We start from the raw sequence: 21551 nt of genomic DNA, 5'->3' as shown, positions 1-21551 counted from the left end.
AGTTGCCCATGAGCGGAACGAGGGCGGCCGCCCGGCGCGGCCGCGGATGGATCGAGCACTGGAATCCGGAGGACGAGGAGTTCTGGGAGACCACAGGCCGCCGGGTGGCCCGGCGCAACCTGATCCTTTCGGTCTTCACCGAGCACCTGGGCTTCGCGATCTGGGTGCTGTGGTCGGTGGTGGTGCTGAGCCTGCCCGCCGCCGGGCTGCCGATGAGCGTGTCGGAGTCGTTCTGGCTCGTCTCCGCGCCCAACCTGGTGGGCGCGGCGATCCGGATCCCGTACACGTTCGCGGTGCCGCGCTTCGGCGGCCGGGTGTGGACGACGATCTCGGCGGCACTGCTGCTGGTCCCGTCCTCGCTGCTGGCGTTCGTCGTGCCGAGCGGCTGGCTGGCCGCGCAGGACCACGACACGAGGTTCTGGGTCCTGCTCGCCTGCGCCGCCGTGGCCGGCGTCGGCGGCGGCAACTTCTCCTCCTCCATGGCCAACATCTCGTTCTTCTATCCCGAGCGGCGCAAGGGCTTCGCGCTCGGCCTCAACGCGGCCGGCGGCAATCTCGGCGTCGCGGTCGTCCAGCTCCTGGTGCCGCTGGTGGTCGTCGCCGGCGTGCCCGTGGCGGCGTCGGGCACGCGGGTCCACCTCGCGTACGCCGGCCTGGTCTGGATGCCCTTCATCGTGGTGGCCGGGTTCGGCGCCTGGCTGTTCATGGACAGCCTCGCCGAGGCCAAGGCCGACCCCCGGTCGTACGCGGCGGCGCTGCGGCACGGGCAGACCTGGATCGTGTCGCTGCTCTACGTCGGCACGTTCGGCTCGTTCATCGGGTTCTCCTTCGCGCTGCCGCTGGTGACCAGGACGACGTTCCCCGAGTTCCTCGCCCAGCATCCGTTCGTGCGCGACTATCTCGCCGGGCTCGGCTTCGTGGGGGCGCTGGCCGGGTCGGTCGCCCGGCCGCTCGGAGGCAGGCTGTCCGACCGGTACGGCGGAGCCCGGGTCACGCTGGCCGTCTTCGCCGGGATGGTCGTGGCGACCGTCGCGGCGGCGGCCGGGGTGATCCGCCACGACTTCGGCCTGTTCTTCTGCGCCTACCTGGTCGTCTTCGCCTGCTCCGGCGTGGGCAACGGCTCGACGTACCGGATGATTCCGGTGATCTTCGGCGAGCTGGGACGCAGGGAGGCGGCCAAACGCGGCCTCGACCCGGCGCTGACCGCGACGGACTACAAGCGCAGGGCCGCGGCCGTGATCGGCATCGCCGGGGCGATCGGCGCGTTCGGCGGGTTCCTGATCCAGCAGGTGTTCCGCCTGGCGAGCCTCGACGCGGCGAGCGCGATGAAGGGCATGACCGGCGCCGCCGCGGCCCGCGTCGCCCAGGAGCACGCGGGGTGGTCGCTGCCCGCCCTGTGGATCTTCGTCGGTTCCTATGTGCTGCTCGCCGGGCTCACCTGGTGGACCTACCTGCGGCGCGGGCCGAGCCGTGCGCCGAGCTTCGCCTACGCCCGAGTGTGAATTTTCGTAGTACTCCGGCGTAACCAAAGTTGTAGGCCGACTGCCTCTTCCGTCATCCGGCCTGGTCATTAGGGTGCGCGGCCGTTGTGGCGGCCATACGCGCGTGCCAGCGTGCTGGTCAGAGGGCCCGTGAAACGGCTCGTACGGGACTTGGAGGGATTTCGATGGCACGTCGCATCCGCGTGAGCAAGCCGACCAGGAAGCCCCAGTCGAACTCGCCCGACCTCCGCACGCCGTCCGGCCGTGAGCTGCCCTACTGACCGGCCCATTTCACAGAACCCACTCAAAGCATCCACTCACAGCACACAGCCGCTTCCAGCAGCAAGAGGGGAGGATCCCGGTGAGCAATCTCGTCATGGTCATGCCCTACCGGGCGTTCGTCATCAAGGCCCGAGAAGAGGGGCACCGGATCTGCGCGGTCTGGGATCCCACCCTGCAGACGCCGGACTACCTGGCCGGCATCGCCGACCTGGCCGACGCCTTCGTGCTCACCGACTTCGCCGACCCCGTCGCGTTCGACCGGACCGTACGGCAGGCCGTGCGCGACTTCGGCGCCGACCTCGTCTACCACATCGGGGCCGAGGAGAGCATGCTCGCGACCTACCGCATCGCGGAGGACCTCGGCAAGGCGGTCAACCCCGCACGCTCGATCGAACTGCTCAACGACAAGCTCCAGCTGCGGCGGCTGCTCGCCGAGCACGATCTCTCGCCCGTGCGGTTCGCCCACGCGGCGCGCTGGCAGGACGTGCCCGCCCTGCTCGGCGGCTTCGAGCTGCCCGTGGTCGTCAAGCCGACCGAGCTGGCCGGCAGCCGGGGTGTGTACCTGCTGCGCGAGCCCGGCCAGGTCGCCGAATGGGGCGCGCTGCTCGACTCGTACGGCTACGGCGGCCCGGTCCTCGTGGAGGAGTACCTGCGCGGCCCCGAATACAGCGTGGAGTCGCTCAGCGACCACGGCCGCCACCAGGTGGTCGGCGTGACCCGCAAGGTGCTCGGCCCGCCGCCGCTGTTCGTCGAGGCCGGGCACGTGCACCCCGCGCAGGCCGGGCCCGACACGGCCGCGATGGCCGAGCTGACGGTCGAGATGCTGAGGCTGACCGGCTACCAGACCGGCCCGGCCCACACCGAGATCATCTGGACCGCCGCCGGTCCCCGGATCGTCGAGTCGCAGGCGCGGCTCGGTGGCGACCAGATCCCGCGCCTGGTGCAGCTCGCCACCGGGCTCGACATCGAGCGGGCCGTCTTCCGGGTCCTCGACGGCAGGGCGCCGGGCACGGTGGAGCGCCGGGCGGTCGCCCACATCTCGTACTTCAGCCTCACCCCCGGCGAGGTCCGCGCCGTCTCCGGTGTGGAGGAGGCCAGGGCTCTCGACTTCGTGGACATGCTGGAGTTCCCGTTCCGGCCGGGCGACCGGATCCCGGAGACGGTGGACTGGCGCACCCGGCACGGCTTCGTCGTCGTGACCGGGGAGACCGAGGAGCAGGCCGTCGCGCGGGCGCGGCACGTCCACTCGCTCGTACGAGCCGAGGTGGGCGAGCCCGTCGCGGCCGGGGCGGGCGTGGCGTCATGAACCTGGCCGCCCTCCATCCGAATCTGCGCGTCCGCATCGCGGTCGGCTTCCTGCAGCGCCTGCTCGACTCGATGGTCATGTCGTTCATGGCCATCTACCTCGCCTTCGAGTACGGCGTGGCGGTCGCGGGCGTGCTGGTCGTGACCGTCATGGTGCTCGGCGTCGTGGGCACGCTGGCGGGCGGGCACATGTCCGACGCGCGCGGGCGGCGGCGCACGCTGCTGCTCGGCGAGACCGGCGTCTGCCTGACGTTCGCGCTCATGGCGGCCGCCGACTCGTCCGCCTGGCACAGCCCGGCGATCGTCTACTGCGGCTACCTCGTCAACAAGTTCGCCGCGAGCTTCGCGATGCCGGCGAACGACGCGATGATCCTCGACGTCACGACCCCCGAGAGCCGCAAGCTCGTCTACACGATCAACTACTGGTCGATCAACCTCGCGCTGGCCTTCGGCGCGCTGCTCGGCGGCTTCCTCTACAACGGCCACTTCACGCTGCTGCTGACCCTGGCCGCCGCGGGCACGGTCGCGATCGCCGCGGCCACGTACTTCCTCATCGCGGAGACCAAGCCGGAGGAGACCGAGCAGGGGGAGACCGGTGCGGCGGCCGAGCCGCGCGGGTCGATCCTGCGGGACTTCGCCAACGGCTACCGGCTGGTGCTCCAGGACCGCGCCTTCGGCCGGCTGCTGGTGGCCGCCACGCTGTTCATGTCCATCGAGCTGCAACTGATCAACTACATCGGCGTACGGCTGGCCAGGGACCTGCCGGCGCAGGACCTGCTGTCGATCGGCTCGTGGTCGGTCCGCGTGGACGGCGTGGAGATGCTCGGCATCCTCCGCGCGGAGAACACCGTGCTGGTCGTGGCGCTCGCGCTCGTCGCCCACGTGGTGCTGCGCCGGGTGCCCGACCGGGTCCGGATGTACGCCGGGGCGGGGCTGTTCACCGCCGGATACATGGTGCTGGCCGTCAGCGACACCGGCTGGCTCCTGCTCGTGGCCGCGCTGGTGCTCACCGTGGGCGAGCTGATGGACGTGCCCGTGCGGCAGGCCCTGCTCGCCGACATGGTCCCGGCCGCGTCCCGCACCCGCTACATGGCCGTCTACAACCTCAACATCCGGGTGGCCCTGGTCGTCGCGTCGCTGTGCATCACGATCGGCTCGGTCCTTCCGCCGTGGGGCATGGCCGCGCTGTACGGCGTCTTCGGCCTTGTGATCATCTGGCAGTACCACGCGATCCTCACCCCCTCCGCCGCCCGCGCAGAACTCGCGCGGGCGTGATCAGGGAGAGACCCGATGAACCTGACCACGCAAGAGATCGGCACCAGGCAAGAGACCGGCGCGGTGTTGCGGGGCGCGGAGCTGGAGTATCGGCGGCACGGCGACTGCTGGGTGAGCCCGGTGGCCGGCCCGCACATCGGTGCGCGGCACTCCGCCGTCGACGCGGTCCGCATACCCGCGGGCCGCCAGTGGTCGCCGCCCGGCGCGGCGGCGGCCGAGCAGATCGCGGTCGTGCTGGCCGGCGCGGGCGTCGGCACCGTCGGCTACGAGATCAGCCGGATGCGCGCCGCCTCGGCGCTGTACTCGCCCATGGGCAGTACGTACTCCCTGTCGGCCGGCGACCGGGAGATGACCGTCTACATCTGGAGCGCCGTGCCGTCCAAGGGCGGCACGGCCCGCACCACCCGGCCCGGCACCGGCCCGGCCCGGTTCCGCTCGCTGTGGAACGGCGAGACCTGGCTGACCCCGCCCGTCGCGAACGTCCTGTTCCGGCCGGAGGCCGGCCACGCGGGGCTCTGCCTGCGCTGCGGGATCATGCTGCCGGGGGAGACGCTCGGCGTCCGCCCGCGCGAGGAGAGCGAGGCGGTGTACTTCGTCTTCGAGGGCGAGGGACAGTTCTACCTGCACGACCGGTGGGTGGACCTGGGGCCGGGCGACGGCGTCTTCGCGCCGCCGGGCGTCCGGCACGGCGCCCGCAACCCCCACGCGGGCCACCTGGCCAGCCGCTTCGTCCTGTTCGGCGGCTCCGTGGCCGAAATGCCGTCATATCTGGCCGATGGTTTGCCAGATTTGTAGCGCGTACGGCCGCAGCGGTAGGGAAAAATAGGGGTGGAAAATCCGCCTCGTGCAATCTGAGTGGTATCGGGTGCATCCTAGCGTTTCTCGTACCTCCATTACTTCCAGCGGTGTCCACGTGAATGACAAAGCGATATCGAAACCGTTCAGACGGTCACGGCCACGCGGGTCGCGGGTGGCGTCATGCGGCGCGTGAGCCTCGGCGGGCAGGGCCTGGTCTCCACGAGCCTCGGGCTCGGCTGCACCGCGCTGACCGGCGCGTACGGCCCGGCCGACCCCGATGAGGCGATGCGGGTCGTCCTGCGCGCGCTCGACGGCGGCGTGTCGCTGATCGACCTGATCGACGCCGACGGCGAGGCCGAGCGCCTGGTCGGCAAGGCCGTCGCCCACCGGCGCGACGAGGCCCTGATCGCGGCCGGCCCTGGTGCGGTTCGATCGGCCGGTGCGGCCCGATGGGAGGGGCGAGACTGCGTGTCCCGTCCCGAGGATCTCGGCCGCGCCTGCGACGCCTCGCTGGCCCGCCTGGGGATTGAGCGGATCGACCTCTTCGTGGTGGACCCCGGCGCCGCCGGCGCGCCGATCGAGGAGACGATGGGCGTGGCCGGCCGTCTCCAGGACGCCGGGAAGATCGCGCACATCGGCGTCCGCGGGCTGGACGGGCACCGGTTGCGGCGCGCCCACGCGGCACGGCCCGTCGCCGCCGTCGCGGTGGAGTACTCCCTGTGGCAGCGCCGGGCGGAGCGGGAGCTGCTGCCGTTGGCGCGCGAGCTGGGGATGGGCGTCGTCGCCGGCAGGCCGCTCGGCCGGGGCTTCCTGACCGGCCGGATCACCTCGCCGGTCCAGCTCGGCCCTGGGGACGTGCGCCGTCTGGACCCGCGTTTCTCCCCGGAGAGCCTGGAAGCCGAGCTGCTGCGGCTGCGCGACGCCCAGCGGGTGGCGGCCGACATGGACGTCGGCATGGGCCGGCTGGCCATCGCCTGGCTGCTGGGGCGGGGCGGCGACATCGTGCCGGTGCCGAGCACGCGCGACCTGGTTCACCTGGAGATGAACCTCACCGCGACCGGCATCCTGCTGCCCGAGCCGATCAAGGCCCGCCTCGCCAGGGCATTTCCTCTGGAGGAGGACTGACTGCCCGCCTCTGGAGGAGGACTGACTGCCTGCCTTTGGAGGAGGAGGACTGAGTTTCCCCTGGAGGAGGGCTGAGGCTCAGGGGAACGAGCGCTGCCCCCGCAGGCCGGGGGGGTTCGGCCGGGGACGGGGCGCGGGCTGGTCGCGGCGCGGTGAGATGAGCGAGGCGGCCAGCGCCTTGTTGACCGCGTCGATCCGGGAGACCGCGCCGAGCTTGGTGAAGATGTTGTGCAGGTGCCGCTTGATCGTCGCCTCGGTGAGCGTGAGCCGGGTGGCGATCTGGTAGTTGCTCAGCGCCTGGGCGGCGAGTTCGAGGATCTCCCGCTCCCTGTCGGTCAGCACCACCTTCGACCCGCCCCCCTGCACCTGGGCGAAGGAGTCGCGCGAGACGGCGAGCACGAGCCGGTCGGGCTCGGTTCTGACGCTCCTGACGGCCGAGATCAGCTCCTGGCGGTGCACGCTCTTGAGCAGGTAACCGCGGATGCCCGCCGCCAGCAGGCGGCTCAGCAGTTGCGGGCCGTCGTACATGCTGAGGATGATGATCTGCGACTCGGGCGAGATCGTGCGCATGCGGGCCACGGTCTGCGTGGCGTCGTCGCCGGGGATCTCGACGTCGAGGAGGACCACGTCGGGCCGCTCCCGCTCGACCAGGGCCACCGCCCCGTCGGAGTCGCCCGCCTCGCCGACGACCTCGAAGTCGTCCTGGGCCTCTAGGATCTCGCGCAGGCCCTCCCGGAACAGCGCGTGGTCGTCGACGACGGCAATACTGATCATTTTGTCCGATTCGCTCATCTTGCCCCCTCGCCTGACGGTTCGGGGTCGCATGAGCGAATCGCGCTGTGTTGCTTGATTCGCTCGCTCATGCGGTGAGCCCCGAGAAGGGCACGTACAGTTCGACGTGCGTGCCGTTGCCTGGCCTGCTCGTGATGGTGGTCGTCCCTCCGATGATCGCAGCGCGTTCCTGCATCGACAGCAGGCCCACCCCGTCCGACCGCCTGCCCCCTTCCGCGAAGCCCAGGCCGTCGTCTTCCACCGACGCTCGCAGCTCGTGGGGGGCGAAGTCGACCCGGATCAGCACCTTGGTGGGGTTGCCGTGCTTGAGCGCGTTCCTGGTCGCCTCACGCAGGATGAGGAAGGACTCGTCGCGCACGGTGGGAGAGGCCCACGTCTCGTCCCCGCTGACCCGCAGCCGGATGTCCACCTCCTCCATGTCCACGGTCTCGAGGTAGTACAGCAGGGCCTTCTCCAGGCTGTTGAGCGGCTCCTGCGGGTGCAGGTCGCTGGTGACCGCGCGCAGGTTCTGCATGGTCTCCAGGATGGCCTGCTGGGCGGTCTCCACCTTGGCGGTCGCCGTCGCGGGCTTGCTCGCCCGGTGCAGGTCGTACAGCTCCAGTTGCCGGTGGGCGACGCTGAGGCCGTGCCCGAGCCGGTCGTGCAGTTCGCGGGCGATCCGGCGGCGCTCCTCGACCTGGGCCTCGTGGACCTTGTCCAGCAGGAAGCTGGAGTAGCTGGCCGAGGCCTCCCTGATCCGTGTCGTGATGCTGCGCTCCAGCCCCAGCACGACCAGCGTGAGCAGCTGCATGGACTCGGCGTCGCCGGGCATGCGCTCCAGCAGGCAGGTCACGACCGCCTGGAACCACACCGACGCCGCGCGGAGCGATTCGTCCGGGTGGACCCCGCTCGCCGCCCTGGTCACCCCCACTTCCCACGCGATCATCTTGTGGGAGTCGCCCACCTTGATGGTGCCGGCCCGCAGCGTCTCCGCGACGTCGTCGAGGATCTGCTCCGCGTTCGCCATCGCCTGTCGCAGGGCGATCGGGTCGCGGCTGATCGGGCTGTCCAGGGCCGCCAGGTTCCGTGCGTACGCTTCCAGAATCTCGGAGCGATGTGCTTCGAGGAAACCCTCGAAGTCCGGGACCGCCGGTCCCAGTTCTTCATCTCCCGCCAATGGACCCTCCGAGAGGAAGCGGACGAGTGCCTCCATCCTGGACTAAGCCGCACGCCCAGACAATAAGAATTGTGACACCAGCGGGAGAAGAACAGCCAAATGCACAGCGTATTGCGTCGTCATGAACGCCCGGTAGGGCAGGCGGCGGCGCACCCGGGACCCCCGGGAAAGCGGAGTAAGAGTGACGACGACGAGCAGCGACGCGCCGGTGAGCATCGCGGCGGGCGCCAAGCCGAGCGGCGCCCGCAATAGCAGCGCGACCGCGCAGAATGCGAGCGCGACGGAGGCGGCGACGGCCGACAGCAGCAGCCTGACCGGCCATTCTCCGCGGCTGACCGCGAACGTCACCCGCCCGGCGGAGCGGTCGCCCGCGATGTCGGGCAGGTCCTTCGCCGGTGTGCCGACCAGGCCCATCCACAGCGAGGCCGCGACGGCGAACGCGGGCAGCGCGATCACCGCCTGCCCGGTGGGGCCGGTCCCGCACGAGGTGTAGCCCGCGCAGTAGGAGAGAAGGCCGGACAGGCCGCCGACCACCACCGTGGCGCTGGACCACTTCTTCAGCTGGAAGGGCGGGGCCGAGTAGAGGTAGCCCAGCGCGAGCACGGCCGTCACCAGCCAGATCATCGCGCCGCCGAGCAGCAGCGCGCCGAGCAGGGCGGCCGCCGCGGCGGCCCAGGCGATGACCCGGGCCAGGCCGGGGTCGAGGTCGCCGCGGGCGATCGGCCGGCGCGAGCCGTTCACGCGGTCCTCCCGCACGTCCATCACGCCGTTGAACAGGTAGACGAAGAAGATCGCGCACTGCCACACCAGAGCCCCCGCCACCAGGCGGAACGGGTCGGCGGGGGCGAGTCCGGCGTCCAGGGCCGCGCCGGCGGCGAACCGCAGGAAGAAGATGGCCAGAACGGACGGGCGCGCCTCGGTCACGCACATTCCGAGGATTCGGAAAGGCGAAATCGAAATGGCCGGGAATGCTGCTCTGCTGATCGACATGACTCGGAGTATGTGTCCGGTTCAGGGGTGCGTTAAGAGGGCCGCCCGGGAGGTTGTACCGGGTCTACAACTTTCGATACCCCTACCGATCGTACGGGTGACACGGGGCGCACTCTAGTTGCTTCTCCCTTGCCCCTTGACCAGGGCGCTTGTAGCTTCGGCAACGTACCGGTCAGCGAATCACCAGCAATTTGGACGGCCTTCCGGATGGGAGTCGGCGCGATTCGCGGACAGCTTTTCGGAAAACGGTCGGTCGCGAATTCGGTGGCAAGGTCGCCGATGAGAAAGGAATTCCTCATGAGCAGCTCTCCTTCCCGTTACTCGGCCTTCACCCCCGTCCGCCTGGCGGACCGGCGCTGGCCGGATCGGACGATCGAGGCCGCCCCGCGATGGCTGTCCACCGACCTGCGCGACGGCAACCAGTCGCTCGTCAACCCGATGAGCCCGGAGCGCAAGCTCGCGATGTTCGACCTGCTCGTACGGATGGGATACAAGGAGATCGAGGTCGGGTTCCCGGTGGCGAGCCAGGACGACCACGACTTCGTGCGCATGCTCATCGAGCAGGACCGGATCCCCGACGACGTGCGGATCTCGGTTCTGGTGCAGGCGCGGGACGAGCTGATCCGGCGGACCGTGGAGAGCCTGGCCGGCGCTCCCCGGGCCAACATCCACCTCTACAACGCGACCGCCCCGCTCTTCCGCCGGGTGGTCTTCGGCATGACCCGCGACGAGTGCAGGGACCTCGCCGTCGAGGGCACCCGCCTGATGATGAAGTACGCCGAGGCGACCCTGGGCGACTGCGACCTTGGATTCCAGTATTCGCCCGAGCTGTTCAACGAGACCGAGCCCGAGTTCGCGCTCGAGGTCTGCGAGGCGGTCATGGACGTGTGGCAGCCGGAGGAGGGCCGGGAGATCATCCTCAACTTCCCGACCACGGTGGAGCGGTCGCTCCCGCACGTCTTCGCCGACCAGATCGAGTGGCTCGACCGCAATCTGTCGCACCGCGAGCACGTCTGCCTGTCGATCCACCCGCACAACGACCGTGGCACCGGCGTGGCAGCCTCCGAGCTGGCGCTGCTGGCCGGCGCCCAGCGGATCGAGGGCTGCCTGTTCGGCAACGGCGAGCGGGCCGGCAACGTCTGCCTGGTCACGCTCGGCCTGAACATGTACACCCACGGTGTCGACCCCGGCATCGACTTCTCCGACATCACCGAGATCCGGCGCACTGTCGAGTACTGCAACGAGATGCAGGTCAGCCCCCGCCACCCGTACGGCGGCGACCTCGTTTACACGGCCTTCTCCGGCTCCCACCAGGACGCCATCAAGAAGGGCTTCGACGCGCTGGTCGTGGAGGCCGGCGAGGCCGGCGTCAGCGTGGACGACCTGCCGTGGCGCATGCCGTACCTGCCGATCGACCCCAAGGACGTCGGCCGCACGTACGAGGCGGTGGTGCGCATCAACAGCCAGTCGGGCAAGGGTGGCGTGGCCTACATCCTGAGCGCCTGGCACGGGCTCAACCTGCCCAAGAACCTGCAGGTGGAGTTCGCCCGCGTCGTGCAGGCCCATGCGGACGGCTCGGGCGGGGAGATCACCCCGGCCGTCGTCCGCGACCTGTTCGACGAGGAGTACCTGTCGCGGACCGAGATCACCGTCCCGCTCGGGCTCGGCGGCCGGCCGCTGCAGACCACGTTGTACGTCGACGGCGCGCGCTTCGACGTCGCCGGGCCGCGGGCCGACGCCATCCGCACTCTGGGCGCCCGGCTTGCGGTCTGGAACGTGGACGTACAGATGGTCCACCGCACCGGCGTGGAGGCCGCGGCCGGGAGCGCGGAGGACCGGGAGGTCGCGGTCTACGCCGAGTGTGTGATCGACGGGCGGCAGGTCTGGGGGGTGGGCCTCGACCACGACGTGGTCGCCGCGTCCTTCGCGGCCGTCCGCTCGGCGCTGGCCCGTGCCGGCGAAACGGACGCGGAAGGCGCGGGAGAGCGGGCCGGCGAGAGCGTTTCGGCGCGAATGACGCTGGTCGGCTGAACGCGGCTCAACACAGAACCTTTACAGAAGTCACGGCAATTGTGAAACCGGCCGGCGCGGCCGAGAATCGAACGAAATTCGGGAGGCTCATTATGGCCCTGGTGGAGCGGGAAGAGGTGTTGGCCTCCCTTGAGGACATGCTGGCCGACGCCGTCACCGGCAGAGGAAAGATCGCGATCGTCGGCGGGCCCGTCGCGACGGGGAAGACCGCACTGCTCAACACGCTGGTCGAGGACGCGCTGGAGCACGGCGCCCTGCCGCTGACCGCGACCTGCTCGCAGTCGGAGTCGGGACTGGCGCTGGCCGTGCTGTCGCAGATCCTGCACAACGCGCCGCTCACCCCCGACGAGGAGGAGCGCACCCGCAACCTGCTGCACGAGGGCGCCCGCTGCGCTATGTCGGCCGACCCGCTGGCCGACTACGTCGACCAGGTGGACGCCCACATCGTGCACGCCCTGTGCATGGTGCTGCTCGAACTCGCCGAGCGGCACCCCCTCATGATCGTGGTGGACGACATCCAGCACGCCGACCGCGCCTCGCAGCTCTGCCTGGCCTACCTCGCCCGCAGGCTGCGCTTCGCCCACATCCTGGCGATCTTCAGCCAGTCGGAGGAGTCGTGGAACGCCCCGTCGCTGTTCCAGACCGAGCTGCTGCGCCAGCCGCACTGCCGCCGCCTCCCGCTGTCGGCCCTGTCCCGCGAGGGCGTCGAGATCATGGCCGCCGACATCGTGGGTGACGACGTCGCCCGGCGGTTCGCCGCGGACTGGCACGCGGTCAGCGGCGGCAACCCGCTGCTCGTGGGCGCGCTCATCGAGGACCACCTCGCCGCGACCGACGCCGGAGGCGCCCCGGCCGAGAGCGAAGCGGCGGCGGAGCCGGACGAGATCGTCGCGGGCGACGCCTACCGCCAGGCGGTGCAGTCGTGCCTGCGCCGCGGGCACCCGCTCGCGGCCCGCGTCGCGCGGGGCCTGGCCGTCGCCGGCGACCCCGGCCACCTCGACCGGCTGCTCGACCTCGACGCCGGCGTCGTCGTCCAGGCGCTCAACGCGCTGCACAACGCCGGGCTGGTCGGCGCCGACCTGCACCTGCGCCACCCCCAGGCGCGCGCCGCCGTGCTCGCCGACCTCGACCGGCACGAGCGGACGGACCTGCACCGCAGGGCCGCCGAGCTGGCGTACGGCCAGGGCGCCCCGGCCGCCGTGATCGCCGAGCACCTGCTGGCCGCCTCGCACAACGGGGGCTCGTGGGCCGTACCGATCCTGGAGGAGGCGGCCCGGCAGGCGCTCAGCGAGGGACGCGTCGAGCCCGCCGTCGACTACCTGCGGCTGGCCGACGGCGCGTGCACCGACGACCAGCGCCGGGCCACCATCAAGACGACGCTGGTGCGGGCGGAGTGGCGGCTCAACCCGAGCGCCCCCGCGGCCCACCTCGACGAGCTCACCGACGCCATGCACCGCGGCCACCTGCGTGGCTCCGACGCCGTCGTGCTGGCCAAGGCGCTGCTGTGGCACGGCCGCTTCGACGACGCGCGTGACGTGCTCGACCACCTGGGCAGGATCGGCTCGATCATGGACGCGGAGACCGTGGCCGAGATCCGCGCCGTCCGGCCGTGGCTGCGCTGCTCCTACACGCCGTTCCTGGCGCACATCCCGCGGGTCACCGACATGAGCACGCAGGCGCCGCCGTCCGCGCCGGTCATCGGCCGGCTGGAGGCCGCCACCGCGCTCGCGGCGGTGCTGACCAAGGGCCCGCACCCGCAGACGCTGGCCGACGTGGAGCGCATCCTGCGCGGCTCCCGCCTCGACGACATGTCGATGGACGCCGTCGAGTGCGCGCTGCTCGCGCTGATCTACGGCGAGCGGTCCGACCTGGCGGCCCCCTGGTGCGACCTGTTCTTCGAGGAGGCCGCCAGCCGGCGTGCCCCCAGCAGGCAGGCCCGCCTCGCGGCGCTGCGCGCCGAGATCAGCCTGCGGCAGGGCGACCTGGAGGGCGCGGAGGGCCTCGCCCAGATGGCCGTACGGCTCATCCCGCCGACGAGCTGGGGGGTCGCGGTCGGCGGCCCGCTGTCGGTGCTGCTGACGGCGGTGACCGCGATGGGCCGGTTGGACGAGGCCGTGCAGCTGGTGAACCAGCCGGTGCCCGAGGCCATGCTCCAGACCCGCTATGGCCTGCACTACCTGAACGCGCGGGGCCGCTACCACCTGGCGACGGGCGACCTCGGCATGGCGCTGCGCGACTTCCAGACGTGCGGCGAGCTGATGGGCTCCTGGAGCCTCGACTCGCCGGGGCTCGTCTCCTGGCGGACGGGCGCGGCCGAGGCGCTGATCGGCATGGGCCGCACGGAGCGGGCCCGGCCGCTGCTGGACGAGCACGTGGCGCGCTGCGCCCCCGGCCCGGTCCGCGCCCGCGGGACCGGCCTGCGGCTGACGGCCGCCGCGAGCGAGCCCAGGCAGCGTCCCCCGCTGCTGCGCCGCGCCGCCGACATGCTCCAGGCGAGCGGCGACCAGTACGAGCTGGCCCGGGCCCTGGTCGACCTGGCCGACGCCTACCAGGCGGTGGGAGAGCTGCGCCGCGCCCGTACGGTCGCCAGGCAGGCCCAGCGGATCGCGGAGGAGTGCGAGGCCGTTCCGCTGGTCAACGCGCTCACCCAGGGCGGTCCCGGGCAGCCGGCCGAACCGCCCCGCACGGAGAGCGGCCCGGGGACGCTGAGCGAAGCCGAGCGCCGGGTGGCCTCGCTCGCCGCGGTCGGATACACCAACCGCGAGATCGCCGACAAGCTGTACATCACGGTCAGCACGGTCGAGCAGCACCTGACCCGCATCTATCGCAAGCTCAACGTCACCCGCCGTTCCGACCTGCCCGCCAGCCTCGAGTTCAGCACCTCCGCCTGAGACAGCACAGCTCCACGACCTGGGCCGGCCGGGTGTTCCCGGCCGGCCACTTCCCTGACTGGAAGGTGAACGCGCATGACTCAGACGAGCGTCACCCCTGCCGCCCCACCACCGACCGCCACACCCGCCACCGCATCGGCGGGCCGCCTCACGGCGGCCCAGGGCACCGCCATGTACGTCGGCGCGGTGCTCGGCACGGGCGTCATCGCCCTGCCCGCGCTCGCGGCCCAGGCGGCCGGGCCGGCGTCGCTGCTGGCCTGGCTCGGCCTGGTCGTGCTGTCGGCCCCGCTGGCCGCGGCGTTCGCCGCGCTCGGCGCGCGCCACCCCGACTCCGGCGGAGTGTCGACCTACGCCCGCCTCGCCTTCGGGGACCGGGCCGCGGTCGTCGTCGGCTGGTGCTTCTACTTCGCGATCCCGCCCAGCGCCGCCGCCGCGGCGCTGTTCGGCGGCGAGTACGTCGCCGCGGCGGTGGGCGGCGGGACCGGCACCGCGACGTTGACGGCGGCGGGGCTGATGGCGATCGTGACCGTGTCGAACGCCTCCGGTCTGCGGGTGACCGGCCGGGTCCAGCTCGGGCTGGCCGGGCTGCTCGTCGCGTTGCTCGTCGTCGCCGTCGCGCTGTCGCTCCCGCACGCCGACGTGGCCAACCTGCGGCCGTTCGCCCCGCACGGCTGGACGGCCATCGCCCCGGCGGCGGCCCTGCTCGTGTGGAGCTTCGCCGGCTGGGAGGCGATCACGCACCTCGCCGCCGACTTCCGCAGGCCGTCCAGGGACCTGCCCAGGGCCGCCGCGGCCGCCGTCGTGCTGGTCGGCGTGCTGTACCTGTCGGTCGCCTTCGCCACCGTCGCCGTCCTCGGCCCGGCCGCCGGAGGCGCGCGGGCGCCCCTCGGCGACCTGCTGGCCCTCGGTCTCGGCGGCAACGCCCGGCTGCTCGCCGCCGTGGCCGCGCTGCTGCTGACGCTCGGCGCGATGAACGCGTACTGGGCCGGGGCGGCCAAGCTCGGCGCGGCCCTCGGCCGCGACGGCGCCCTGCCCGGCTGGCTCTCCCGCGGCAGCGTCGCCGGGGAGGTGCCCCGGCGCAGCCTCGCGGTCGTCGCCGTGCTGTCCTTCCTGGCGCTCGCCGTCGTGTACACGGCGGGGACGGGCATCCGTCCCCTGGTGCTGATGACCAACGGGTCGTTCGTGGTGGTCTACGCGATCGGCGTGGCGGCCGCCATCCGGCTGCTGCCGCGCGGCCGGGCCAGGGCCGCCGCCCTGCTCGCACTCGTGGCGGTCGCCCTGCTGGTCGCCGCGTCGGGCGTCTACCTCCTCTGGCCGCTGCTGGTCGGCGGCGCCGCCCTGGCGTACGCGCGGTTCACCCGCAGGGGGGCGGCCGTCCCGGCGGAACATTGACGAAAGTGAAGGGTCACCGGCGACTTTCCGCGAGTGCCCGCAGTGCGTCCGGTTCCTAGGGTCGAGGGGCCGGACGGACCGGCGGGAAGCAGCACGGAGGGGCACCGGTGGGCAACGAGATCGAGGACGTCCCGGACATCAGCGCCGAGTGGTATCGGGAGGTCACCGCGTTCGCCCTGCACACCCCCGCATGGGTGCGCGACGCGGCGGGGATCGCGACGGACGCCGTCCCCGCGATCCTCTTCGCGTTACTCGTCTTCGGCTGGTGGCGGGCGCGGCGGGGGGACGACCGCAGGATGGCGCTCGCCCTGCTCGCACCGGTCGCGGTGGTGACGGCCTACCTCGCGAGCGAGGGCGTCAAGAGCGTCCTGCGGCTGCGGCGCCCCTGCTGGGACCTGGCCGACGTGGTCACCGTGGCGCACTGCCCGCCGTACGGCGACTGGTCGCTGCCGAGCAACCACGCGACCTTCGCCGCGGCGGCGTCCGTCGCGCTGGTCGCCCTGTGGCGCGGCATGGCGGTGGTGGCGCCGGCGCTCGCGCTGCTGGAGGCGTTCTCCAGGGTCTTCGTGGGCGTCCACTACCCCCACGACGTGGCGGCGGGGCTGCTGTTCGGCGCGCTGATCGCCCCGCTGGTCCTGCTGGCCCTACGGAATCCCGCGGCCGCCCTGGTCTCCGCGATGCGGCGGCGCCCGGCGCTGGCGGCGGTGCTGACTACCGCCCGCCCGCCAGTCCCGCCTCATGGGCGATGACCGCCGCCCGCACCCTGTTGGGCACGCCGAGCTTTCCCATGATCGTGCTCACGTAGGTCTTGACGCTGCCCTCGGCGAGGTGCAGACGGGCGCCGATGCCCGCGTTCGACATGCCCTCGCCGACCAGGGCGAGCACCTCGCGCTCCCGGTCGGTCAGCGCCGCGATCTGCTCCCGGGCCGCGGCCGAGCGCGACAGCCGGTCGCCGGCGAGTCCCCGGATGACCCGTGCGGCCACCGGCGGCGACAGGTACGCCCCGCCCTCGGCCGCCGCCCGCACCCCGAGGGGGAACTCGCGCGGATCCCCGGTCTTCAGCAGGAACCCCGCCGCGCCGTCGCCCAGCGCCCGCGCGACGTAGGCGTCCTCGCCGAAGGACGTCATGATCAGTACGGCGGTGCCGGGGGCGGTCCTGCGCACCTCGGCCGCGGCGGCCAGCCCGTCCAGACCGGGCATCCGGATGTCGACGAGCGCGACGTCGGGCCGGTGCGCCAGGACGGCGTCCACCAACTCACGCCCGTCGGCGGCCTCGGCGACCACGTCGATGCCCGGGTCCACGGCCAGGATCGCCCGCACCCCGGCCCGGATCACCGGCTCGTCGTCGGCCAGGACCACCCGGATCGCGTGCATGCCTTGATGGTACGGAAGCGTGGAGAGTCTCCGGGTGCTGCTCAGGAGGGCAGGAAAGCCTTGGCGACCAGGCGCCCCCCGGCGAAGCACAGCCGGTAGAGCGTCAAGTCGCCGAACGGCTCGGGGCTGGTGCTGTAGTAGCGGCACCGGGCGCCCGGCGGGATCGGCGGCTCGGGCCACGACGGATCGTCGATCCTGGTCCTGGCCGGCAGCACCGCCGCCACCTCCGACTCGGCCTGCCCGATCCGCAGCTTCGCGAACTCGGCCGGCGGCAGGACCGAGGTGACCGCCTCGTAGACCGTGAACCCCAGCACGAACGCCGCCACTCCGCCCGCCGCGCCCAGGCAGACCAGTGCCGCGGCCAGCCGTGTACGGCGCACCCGCCGCCGGGCCAGCGCCAGATCCAGCTCCACGGGCCGCGACGCCGTTCGCGGGGGAACAGGCGGGGGAACAGGCGGGGGAACGGAGTGCGGGAGCCGTACGGTCAGAGTGAACCCCCCGTCGGCGGGGCCGCTCTCCAGGGACCCGCCCCGCAGACGGACCCGCTCCGCCAGCGCCCGCAGTCCGTGTCCGCCGGTCACGCCGCGCCCGGGCCGGTGCGGCGCGGCGTTGGCGACGGTGACCACGGTCTCGCCCTGTGCGTGCGCGAGCCGTACGGTGACCGGGGCGCCGGGCGCGTGCTTGGCGGCGTTGGTCAGCCCCTCACGGACGACCCGCCGCACGGTGGCGAGCGCGGGCGCGGGGATCCGCGCCTCCTCCTGCGCGCCGTACAGCGTCACCGGCATTCCGGCGGCTGTGGCGCGCCGGACCAGTTCGCCCACGCTCTCCCCGGGCGGGTGCGTCGTGTCTTCATGCACCGTGTCTTCATTTTCCAGGCCCTCGTGTTCCTGGCCGGGGTCGTCGCCGTCCCTCAGCACGGCGACGATGTCGCGCAGGCGCTCCGCCGCGGCCGTGACCGCCTCGCGGGCCTCGCTCGCGGCCCGGCGCCGGCTCTCGGGAAGGCCGGCGTCGACCTCCAGGGCCCCGATCCGCAGCGCGACCAGGCTCAGGTCGTGACCGAGCAGGTCGTGCATCTCCCTCGCGATGGTGGTCCGCTCCCGCAGCCTCGCCTGCTCGGCGACCATGCGCCGCTCGCGCTCCAGGTGCCCGGCGCGTTCCCAGCCCGCCCTGGTCAGGGCCAGGCTCTGGTGCCTCGCGTGGCCCGCGAGCCACGGGACGAGTCCGAACAGCGCGATGCCCGTGACGGCGAAGAACCACGCGCCCAGATCCCACTGCGCCGCGAGGAGCCACCGTACGAACGGGACGGCGGCGGCGGCGACCACGGCGGCGGCCGACAGGCCGAGCAGGGCGGGCCGGGCCCGGGCCATGCGCACCCCGGCCAGGTAGCTCGTCACCGCCAGGGCCGGGAAGAAGACGGTGGGGTCGCTCCGCACGGCCACCGAACCCGCCCACAGCGCGGCCGTCACGAGCATCGCCCCCAGCGGCCGGGGCCGGGCGAGCGCGACGGCGACGCCGATCGTCGCCAGGCCTGCGATCACCTCGGGCCAGGTGTACCTGTCGGCCAGGATGTTCGTGAGGCCCGCCCACAGCGCCGGCAGGCCGAGGACGGCCCAGAGCAGGACGTCCTTGAGGTATGCCGCTTTCCTCCCCACTCAGGCAACGGTATCCGCAGGCCGCGGGGCCCTGACGAATCCGTGCAGGGTCCGCGCGCTGGTGTGGCCGGACAGGGACATGAGCATCGGCGCCGACCAGCCCTCCTCGCCGAGGTGGGCCAGGCGCGAGTGTCGCAGGCGGTGCAGGGTGGAGCCGCCGCCCTCCGGGTCGAGGTCCCCGGTGGCCCGTTTGAACAGGTACTCCGCCCGCTCGTACGACAGGCGGCCCCGGCCCGTGTGCGGGCACAGGTCGGCCGCCGCGGGCATGCGACCCGGCCCCGGCCTGCGGTCGGCGAGGAACAGCGGGCCCCGGCGGCGGTCTCCGACGAGGAGGGGCAGGAGCGCGGCCGTGCCGGACTGCCAGCGCAGCCAGTGCCCTCTGGCCTTCACCTCGCCGCGCATGCCGGGCAGGTCGAGGTCCTCCACGTTGAGCGAGAGCGCCCACTCTGCCGGGGCCGCGCTCTCGTACAGCAGCAGCCACAGCGTGCGCTCGCGCAGCGGGATGTCCGGCCGCTTCCACAGGCTCTCCAGCCGCGACCGGTCGATGGGGCGGGTGCGAGGGCGGGGTTCGGGCCGCCGGTCGAGCGGGGCGGCGAGGCCGGCGGCGGCCCAGCCGCGCTCGGCCGCCCACGTGGCGAACGACCGCAGCGCCGCGCGGTGCCGGTTCCAGGTCGCGGCCGCCGTCGTGCCCCACGCCGCGGCGAAGACCTCGGCGACCCGGTGGGACGTCATGTCCCGCAGCGGGGCGTCCTCGCCGAGGTGCCGGCACAGCCGCGTCAGGGTCTGGTTGTAGGAGCGGACCGTGTCGGCGCTCAGGTCGGGCCGGGCGAGGAAGAGCCCCGTCGCCCTGCCGAGCGTGACGTCCCCGTCCGCCGGGCCGGCCTCCGTGGCCTCTTCCCCGGCTTCTTCGGCTTTCTCCGCTTCCCCGGCTTTCTCCGCTTCCCCGGCTTTCTCCGCTTCCCCGGCTTTCTCCGCTTCCCCGGCTTTCTCCGCGCAGGTCGCGGCGCGCCGCAGCAGCACTGCCCGTTCCGCGCTGTTACGGGTGAGGGACGCGGCGCGTTCGAACTCCGTCAGGGCCTCGTCGTGCCGGCCCAGCCGGGCCAGCAGATCCCCGCGTACGGCGGGCAGCAGGTGGTAGCCCTTGAGCGCCGGCTCGCCGGTCAGCGTGTCCACCAGGGTGAGACCGGCGCGCGGCCCGTAGGCCATGGCGAGCGCGACCGCGCGGTTGAGCTGGACGACCGGCGTGGGCAGCACCCTGACGAGGGCCTCGTAGAGCGCCGCGATCTGCGGCCAGTCGGTCTCCTCCGGCGTGGCGGCCCGCGCGTGGCAGGCCGCGATGGCCGCCTGCAGCACGTACGGGCCGAGAGGGCCGCCGGCCTGCCGCGCCCGCAGCAGCGCCGCGAAGCCGCGCCGGATGAGCAGCGGGTCCCAGCGCCCCCGGTTCTGCTCGTGCAGCACGACGGGCTCCCCCGACGGGCCGGTGCGCGCGGCCGAGCGCGACTGCTGCAGTTCCATGAGTGCGACCAGGCCGTGCACCTCGGCCTCGTCCGGGGTCAGCTCGGCCAGGACGCGGCCCAGGCGCAGCGCCTCCAGGCAGAGGGACGGGCGCATCAGGTCGTCGCCCGCCGTCGCCGCGTACCCCTCGTTGAACACGAGATAGATCACTTCGAGCACCGACGACAGCCGGGCCGCCCGTTCCGGCCCCGACGGGACCTCGAAGGGGACGTTCGCGTCGGCGAGCGCCCGCTTCGCCCGCACGATCCGCTGGGCGACGGCGCTCTCGGAGACGAGGAAGGCCCGAGCGATCTCGTCGGTCCGCAGGCCGCCGATGAGCCGCAGTGTGAGCGCGACCCGGGCCTCGGTGGACAGCACCGGGTGACAGGAGACGAACATCAGCCGGAGGACGTCGTCGCCGACCTCCCCGTCGAGCGCGTCCACCACGTCGTCCACGTCACGTTCGCCGTCGTCGGGACGGGTGGCGAGATCGTGGGCGAGCCGTTCCTGCCCGCGGTCCCGCCGCTCCTCCCGGCGCAGGTGATCGACGGCGCGGCGCTTGGCGACGGCCATGAGCCAGGCGCCCGGGTTGTCCGGGACGCCCGCCTCGGGCCACTGCTCCAGCGCGGCGAGGACGGCATCCTGCGCCAGTTCCTCCGCCAGGCCGACGTCGCCGGCCATCCGCACGAGGCCGGCGACGATCCTCGCGGACTCCATCTTCCAGACCGCGTCCACGACGCGATGGGCGTCCAGCGACGTCACCCGACCGATGACAGCATCGGCCCGCCCGCCGCGCAACCCGGCGCGTACGTCACCTGCTTGATCACGCCGACGATCTCCGGTGTCAGCGGGGGCCGGCCCCGGGGCCGTCTTCGGGGCCGAACACCTGCTGGATCGCGCTCTCACCGTCACCGACGATCTTCCAGAAGCGGCGGGCCAGCTCCACGGCCTCCTCGCGGGACCGCGCCTCGATCAGGGCGAAGCTGACGATCGCCTCCTTGGCCTCCGTGAAGGGGCCGTCGGTCACGGTGATCTCGCCGCCGGAGGAGATCATCCGCAAGCCGCCGGGCTCCAGCCCGCCGGTGGCCAGCAGCACGCCCGCCCTGGTCATCTCCTCGATGAAGGCGCCCATCTCGGCCATCATCGCCGCGTCCGGCGTCCGCGAGCCGCCCTTGGTGGTCATCAGAAACCGCATCGTCGTTCTCCTTCTTCTTCGGTCCAGTGGCCGGCCGGGCCGTTCGCCGGTCCCCGCCGTCACCTACACGTCGTGAGGGACGAGCCGGAATCGACGGGCTCCGATCCTGACACGTCGTGACCTGGTCATCTATCGGGATGTGACAGGGAACGCGCATGTGACAGGGAATGCGCAGCGGTGGCTGACGTCGCAGGTGGGCGGGGTAAGCGGCAGGCGGACGGTGCGGTTGGGCACGGGTGGTCGAATCGCGCGGCCGCCGTTCGACGCGTGAGCGAGGCCGGACACCGCACCGGCCGGGACCACCGAGGACCGGAACAC

General features: G+C 72.5%; 15 protein-coding genes and 2 pseudogenes. 9 read left to right on the top strand and 8 right to left on the bottom strand.

The genetic code is table 11. From position 1 onward, the window contains the following. The first annotated feature begins 8 nt into the window (after window positions 1-8). The 5 genes from HHX35_RS22190 to HHX35_RS22170 all read left to right on the top strand — a co-directional run bounded on the left by HHX35_RS22190 (window position 9) and on the right by HHX35_RS22170 (window position 6266). Window positions 9-1502, top strand: coding sequence for an MFS transporter (locus tag HHX35_RS22190; RefSeq protein ID WP_182900643.1), 1494 nt, complete (start codon window positions 9-11; stop codon window positions 1500-1502). A gap of 340 nt (window positions 1503-1842) precedes the next feature. After that, window positions 1843-3069: an ATP-grasp domain-containing protein gene (locus HHX35_RS22185; RefSeq protein ID WP_182900642.1), complete on the top strand. Its 1227-nt coding sequence runs from the start codon at window positions 1843-1845 to the stop codon at window positions 3067-3069. After that, window positions 3066-4343, top strand: a complete 1278-nt coding sequence (locus HHX35_RS22180) for an MFS transporter (protein WP_182900641.1) — start codon at window positions 3066-3068, stop codon at window positions 4341-4343. Before HHX35_RS22185 ends, HHX35_RS22180 begins: the two co-directional genes overlap by 4 nt. Before the next feature lie 15 nt (window positions 4344-4358). Continuing rightward, window positions 4359-5138 carry a cupin domain-containing protein gene (locus tag HHX35_RS42680; RefSeq protein ID WP_220505720.1) on the top strand — a complete coding sequence of 260 codons (780 nt, stop codon included), beginning with the start codon at window positions 4359-4361 and terminating at the stop codon, window positions 5136-5138. Between the two features lie 183 nt (window positions 5139-5321). After that, a complete protein-coding gene (locus tag HHX35_RS22170) occupies window positions 5322-6266 on the top strand; it encodes an aldo/keto reductase (protein WP_182900640.1) in 945 nt (314 codons plus the stop codon). Between the two features lie 78 nt (window positions 6267-6344). Here HHX35_RS22170 and HHX35_RS22165 read toward each other — a convergent pair whose 3' ends face one another. The 3 genes from HHX35_RS22165 to HHX35_RS22155 form a co-directional block, all read right to left on the bottom strand. Then, window positions 6345-7058 (bottom strand): response regulator transcription factor, encoded by a 714-nt coding sequence (locus HHX35_RS22165; RefSeq protein WP_182900639.1) that lies wholly within the window; start codon window positions 7056-7058, stop codon window positions 6345-6347. A 67-nt stretch (window positions 7059-7125) separates the two neighbouring features. Further along, complete coding sequence (locus HHX35_RS22160; protein ID WP_182900638.1) at window positions 7126-8214, bottom strand: sensor histidine kinase; 1089 nt, start codon at window positions 8212-8214, stop codon at window positions 7126-7128. Window positions 8215-8256: 42 nt separating this feature from the next. After that, on the bottom strand, window positions 8257-9138 hold the full coding sequence (locus HHX35_RS22155; protein ID WP_182900637.1) for a UbiA family prenyltransferase: 882 nt from the start codon (window positions 9136-9138) through the stop codon (window positions 8257-8259). Between the two features lie 363 nt (window positions 9139-9501). Between HHX35_RS22155 and leuA the strand changes: the two genes are divergently transcribed. The 4 genes from leuA to HHX35_RS22135 all read left to right on the top strand — a co-directional run bounded on the left by leuA (window position 9502) and on the right by HHX35_RS22135 (window position 16267). Then, window positions 9502-11235 (top strand): 2-isopropylmalate synthase, encoded by a 1734-nt coding sequence (gene leuA, locus HHX35_RS22150; protein ID WP_182900636.1) that lies wholly within the window; start codon window positions 9502-9504, stop codon window positions 11233-11235. A gap of 92 nt (window positions 11236-11327) precedes the next feature. Beyond that, entirely contained in the window at window positions 11328-14126 is a 2799-nt protein-coding gene (locus HHX35_RS22145; RefSeq protein ID WP_182900635.1) for an AAA family ATPase, read from the top strand. Window positions 14127-14201: 75 nt separating this feature from the next. Continuing rightward, window positions 14202-15518, top strand: a complete 1317-nt coding sequence (locus HHX35_RS22140; RefSeq protein ID WP_182900634.1) for an APC family permease — start codon at window positions 14202-14204, stop codon at window positions 15516-15518. Window positions 15519-15625: 107 nt separating this feature from the next. After that, on the top strand, window positions 15626-16267 hold the full coding sequence (locus HHX35_RS22135; protein WP_182900633.1) for a phosphatase PAP2 family protein: 642 nt from the start codon (window positions 15626-15628) through the stop codon (window positions 16265-16267). Here HHX35_RS22135 and HHX35_RS22130 read toward each other — a convergent pair. The 5 genes and pseudogenes from HHX35_RS22130 to HHX35_RS22115 form a co-directional block, all read right to left on the bottom strand. Beyond that, window positions 16230-16892, bottom strand: coding sequence for a response regulator transcription factor (locus HHX35_RS22130; protein WP_182900632.1), 663 nt, complete (start codon window positions 16890-16892; stop codon window positions 16230-16232). The genes HHX35_RS22135 and HHX35_RS22130 overlap by 38 nt on opposite strands. 41 nt (window positions 16893-16933) lie before the next feature. Then, window positions 16934-18544 carry a histidine kinase gene (locus HHX35_RS44705; protein ID WP_182900631.1) on the bottom strand — a complete coding sequence of 537 codons (1611 nt, stop codon included), beginning with the start codon at window positions 18542-18544 and terminating at the stop codon, window positions 16934-16936. Next, window positions 18545-19351 (bottom strand): annotated as a pseudogene (locus HHX35_RS45170) (site-specific integrase); the annotation flags it as partial. Between the two features lie 180 nt (window positions 19352-19531). Continuing rightward, window positions 19532-20800 (bottom strand): annotated as a pseudogene (locus tag HHX35_RS45165) (RNA polymerase sigma factor); the annotation flags it as partial. Window positions 20801-20882: 82 nt separating this feature from the next. After that, complete coding sequence (locus HHX35_RS22115; protein ID WP_182900630.1) at window positions 20883-21233, bottom strand: YciI family protein; 351 nt, start codon at window positions 21231-21233, stop codon at window positions 20883-20885. Window positions 21234-21551 lie beyond the last annotated feature (318 nt).

Source organism: Microbispora sp. H10830 (assembly GCF_014161375.1).
Classification (GTDB): Bacteria; Actinomycetota; Actinomycetes; order Streptosporangiales; family Streptosporangiaceae; genus Microbispora; species Microbispora catharanthi.
This window is presented reverse-complemented; position numbering and strand designations above follow the sequence as displayed.

Excerpts from the sequence above, each read along its gene's own strand:
- HHX35_RS22190 (WP_182900643.1), top strand. The coding sequence starts at position 9 with ATGAGCGGAACGAGGGCGGCCGCCCGGCGCGGCCGCGGATGGATCGAG.
- HHX35_RS22180 (WP_182900641.1), top strand. The coding sequence starts at position 3,066 with ATGAACCTGGCCGCCCTCCATCCGAATCTGCGCGTCCGCATCGCGGTC.
- HHX35_RS42680 (WP_220505720.1), top strand. The coding sequence starts at position 4,359 with ATGAACCTGACCACGCAAGAGATCGGCACCAGGCAAGAGACCGGCGCG.
- HHX35_RS22170 (WP_182900640.1), top strand. The coding sequence starts at position 5,322 with ATGCGGCGCGTGAGCCTCGGCGGGCAGGGCCTGGTCTCCACGAGCCTC.
- HHX35_RS22165 (WP_182900639.1), bottom strand. The coding sequence starts at position 7,058 with ATGAGCGAATCGGACAAAATGATCAGTATTGCCGTCGTCGACGACCAC.
- leuA (WP_182900636.1), top strand. The coding sequence starts at position 9,502 with ATGAGCAGCTCTCCTTCCCGTTACTCGGCCTTCACCCCCGTCCGCCTG.
- HHX35_RS22145 (WP_182900635.1), top strand. The coding sequence starts at position 11,328 with ATGGCCCTGGTGGAGCGGGAAGAGGTGTTGGCCTCCCTTGAGGACATG.
- HHX35_RS22140 (WP_182900634.1), top strand. The coding sequence starts at position 14,202 with ATGACTCAGACGAGCGTCACCCCTGCCGCCCCACCACCGACCGCCACA.
- HHX35_RS22130 (WP_182900632.1), bottom strand. The coding sequence starts at position 16,892 with ATGCACGCGATCCGGGTGGTCCTGGCCGACGACGAGCCGGTGATCCGG.
- HHX35_RS22115 (WP_182900630.1), bottom strand. The coding sequence starts at position 21,233 with ATGCGGTTTCTGATGACCACCAAGGGCGGCTCGCGGACGCCGGACGCG.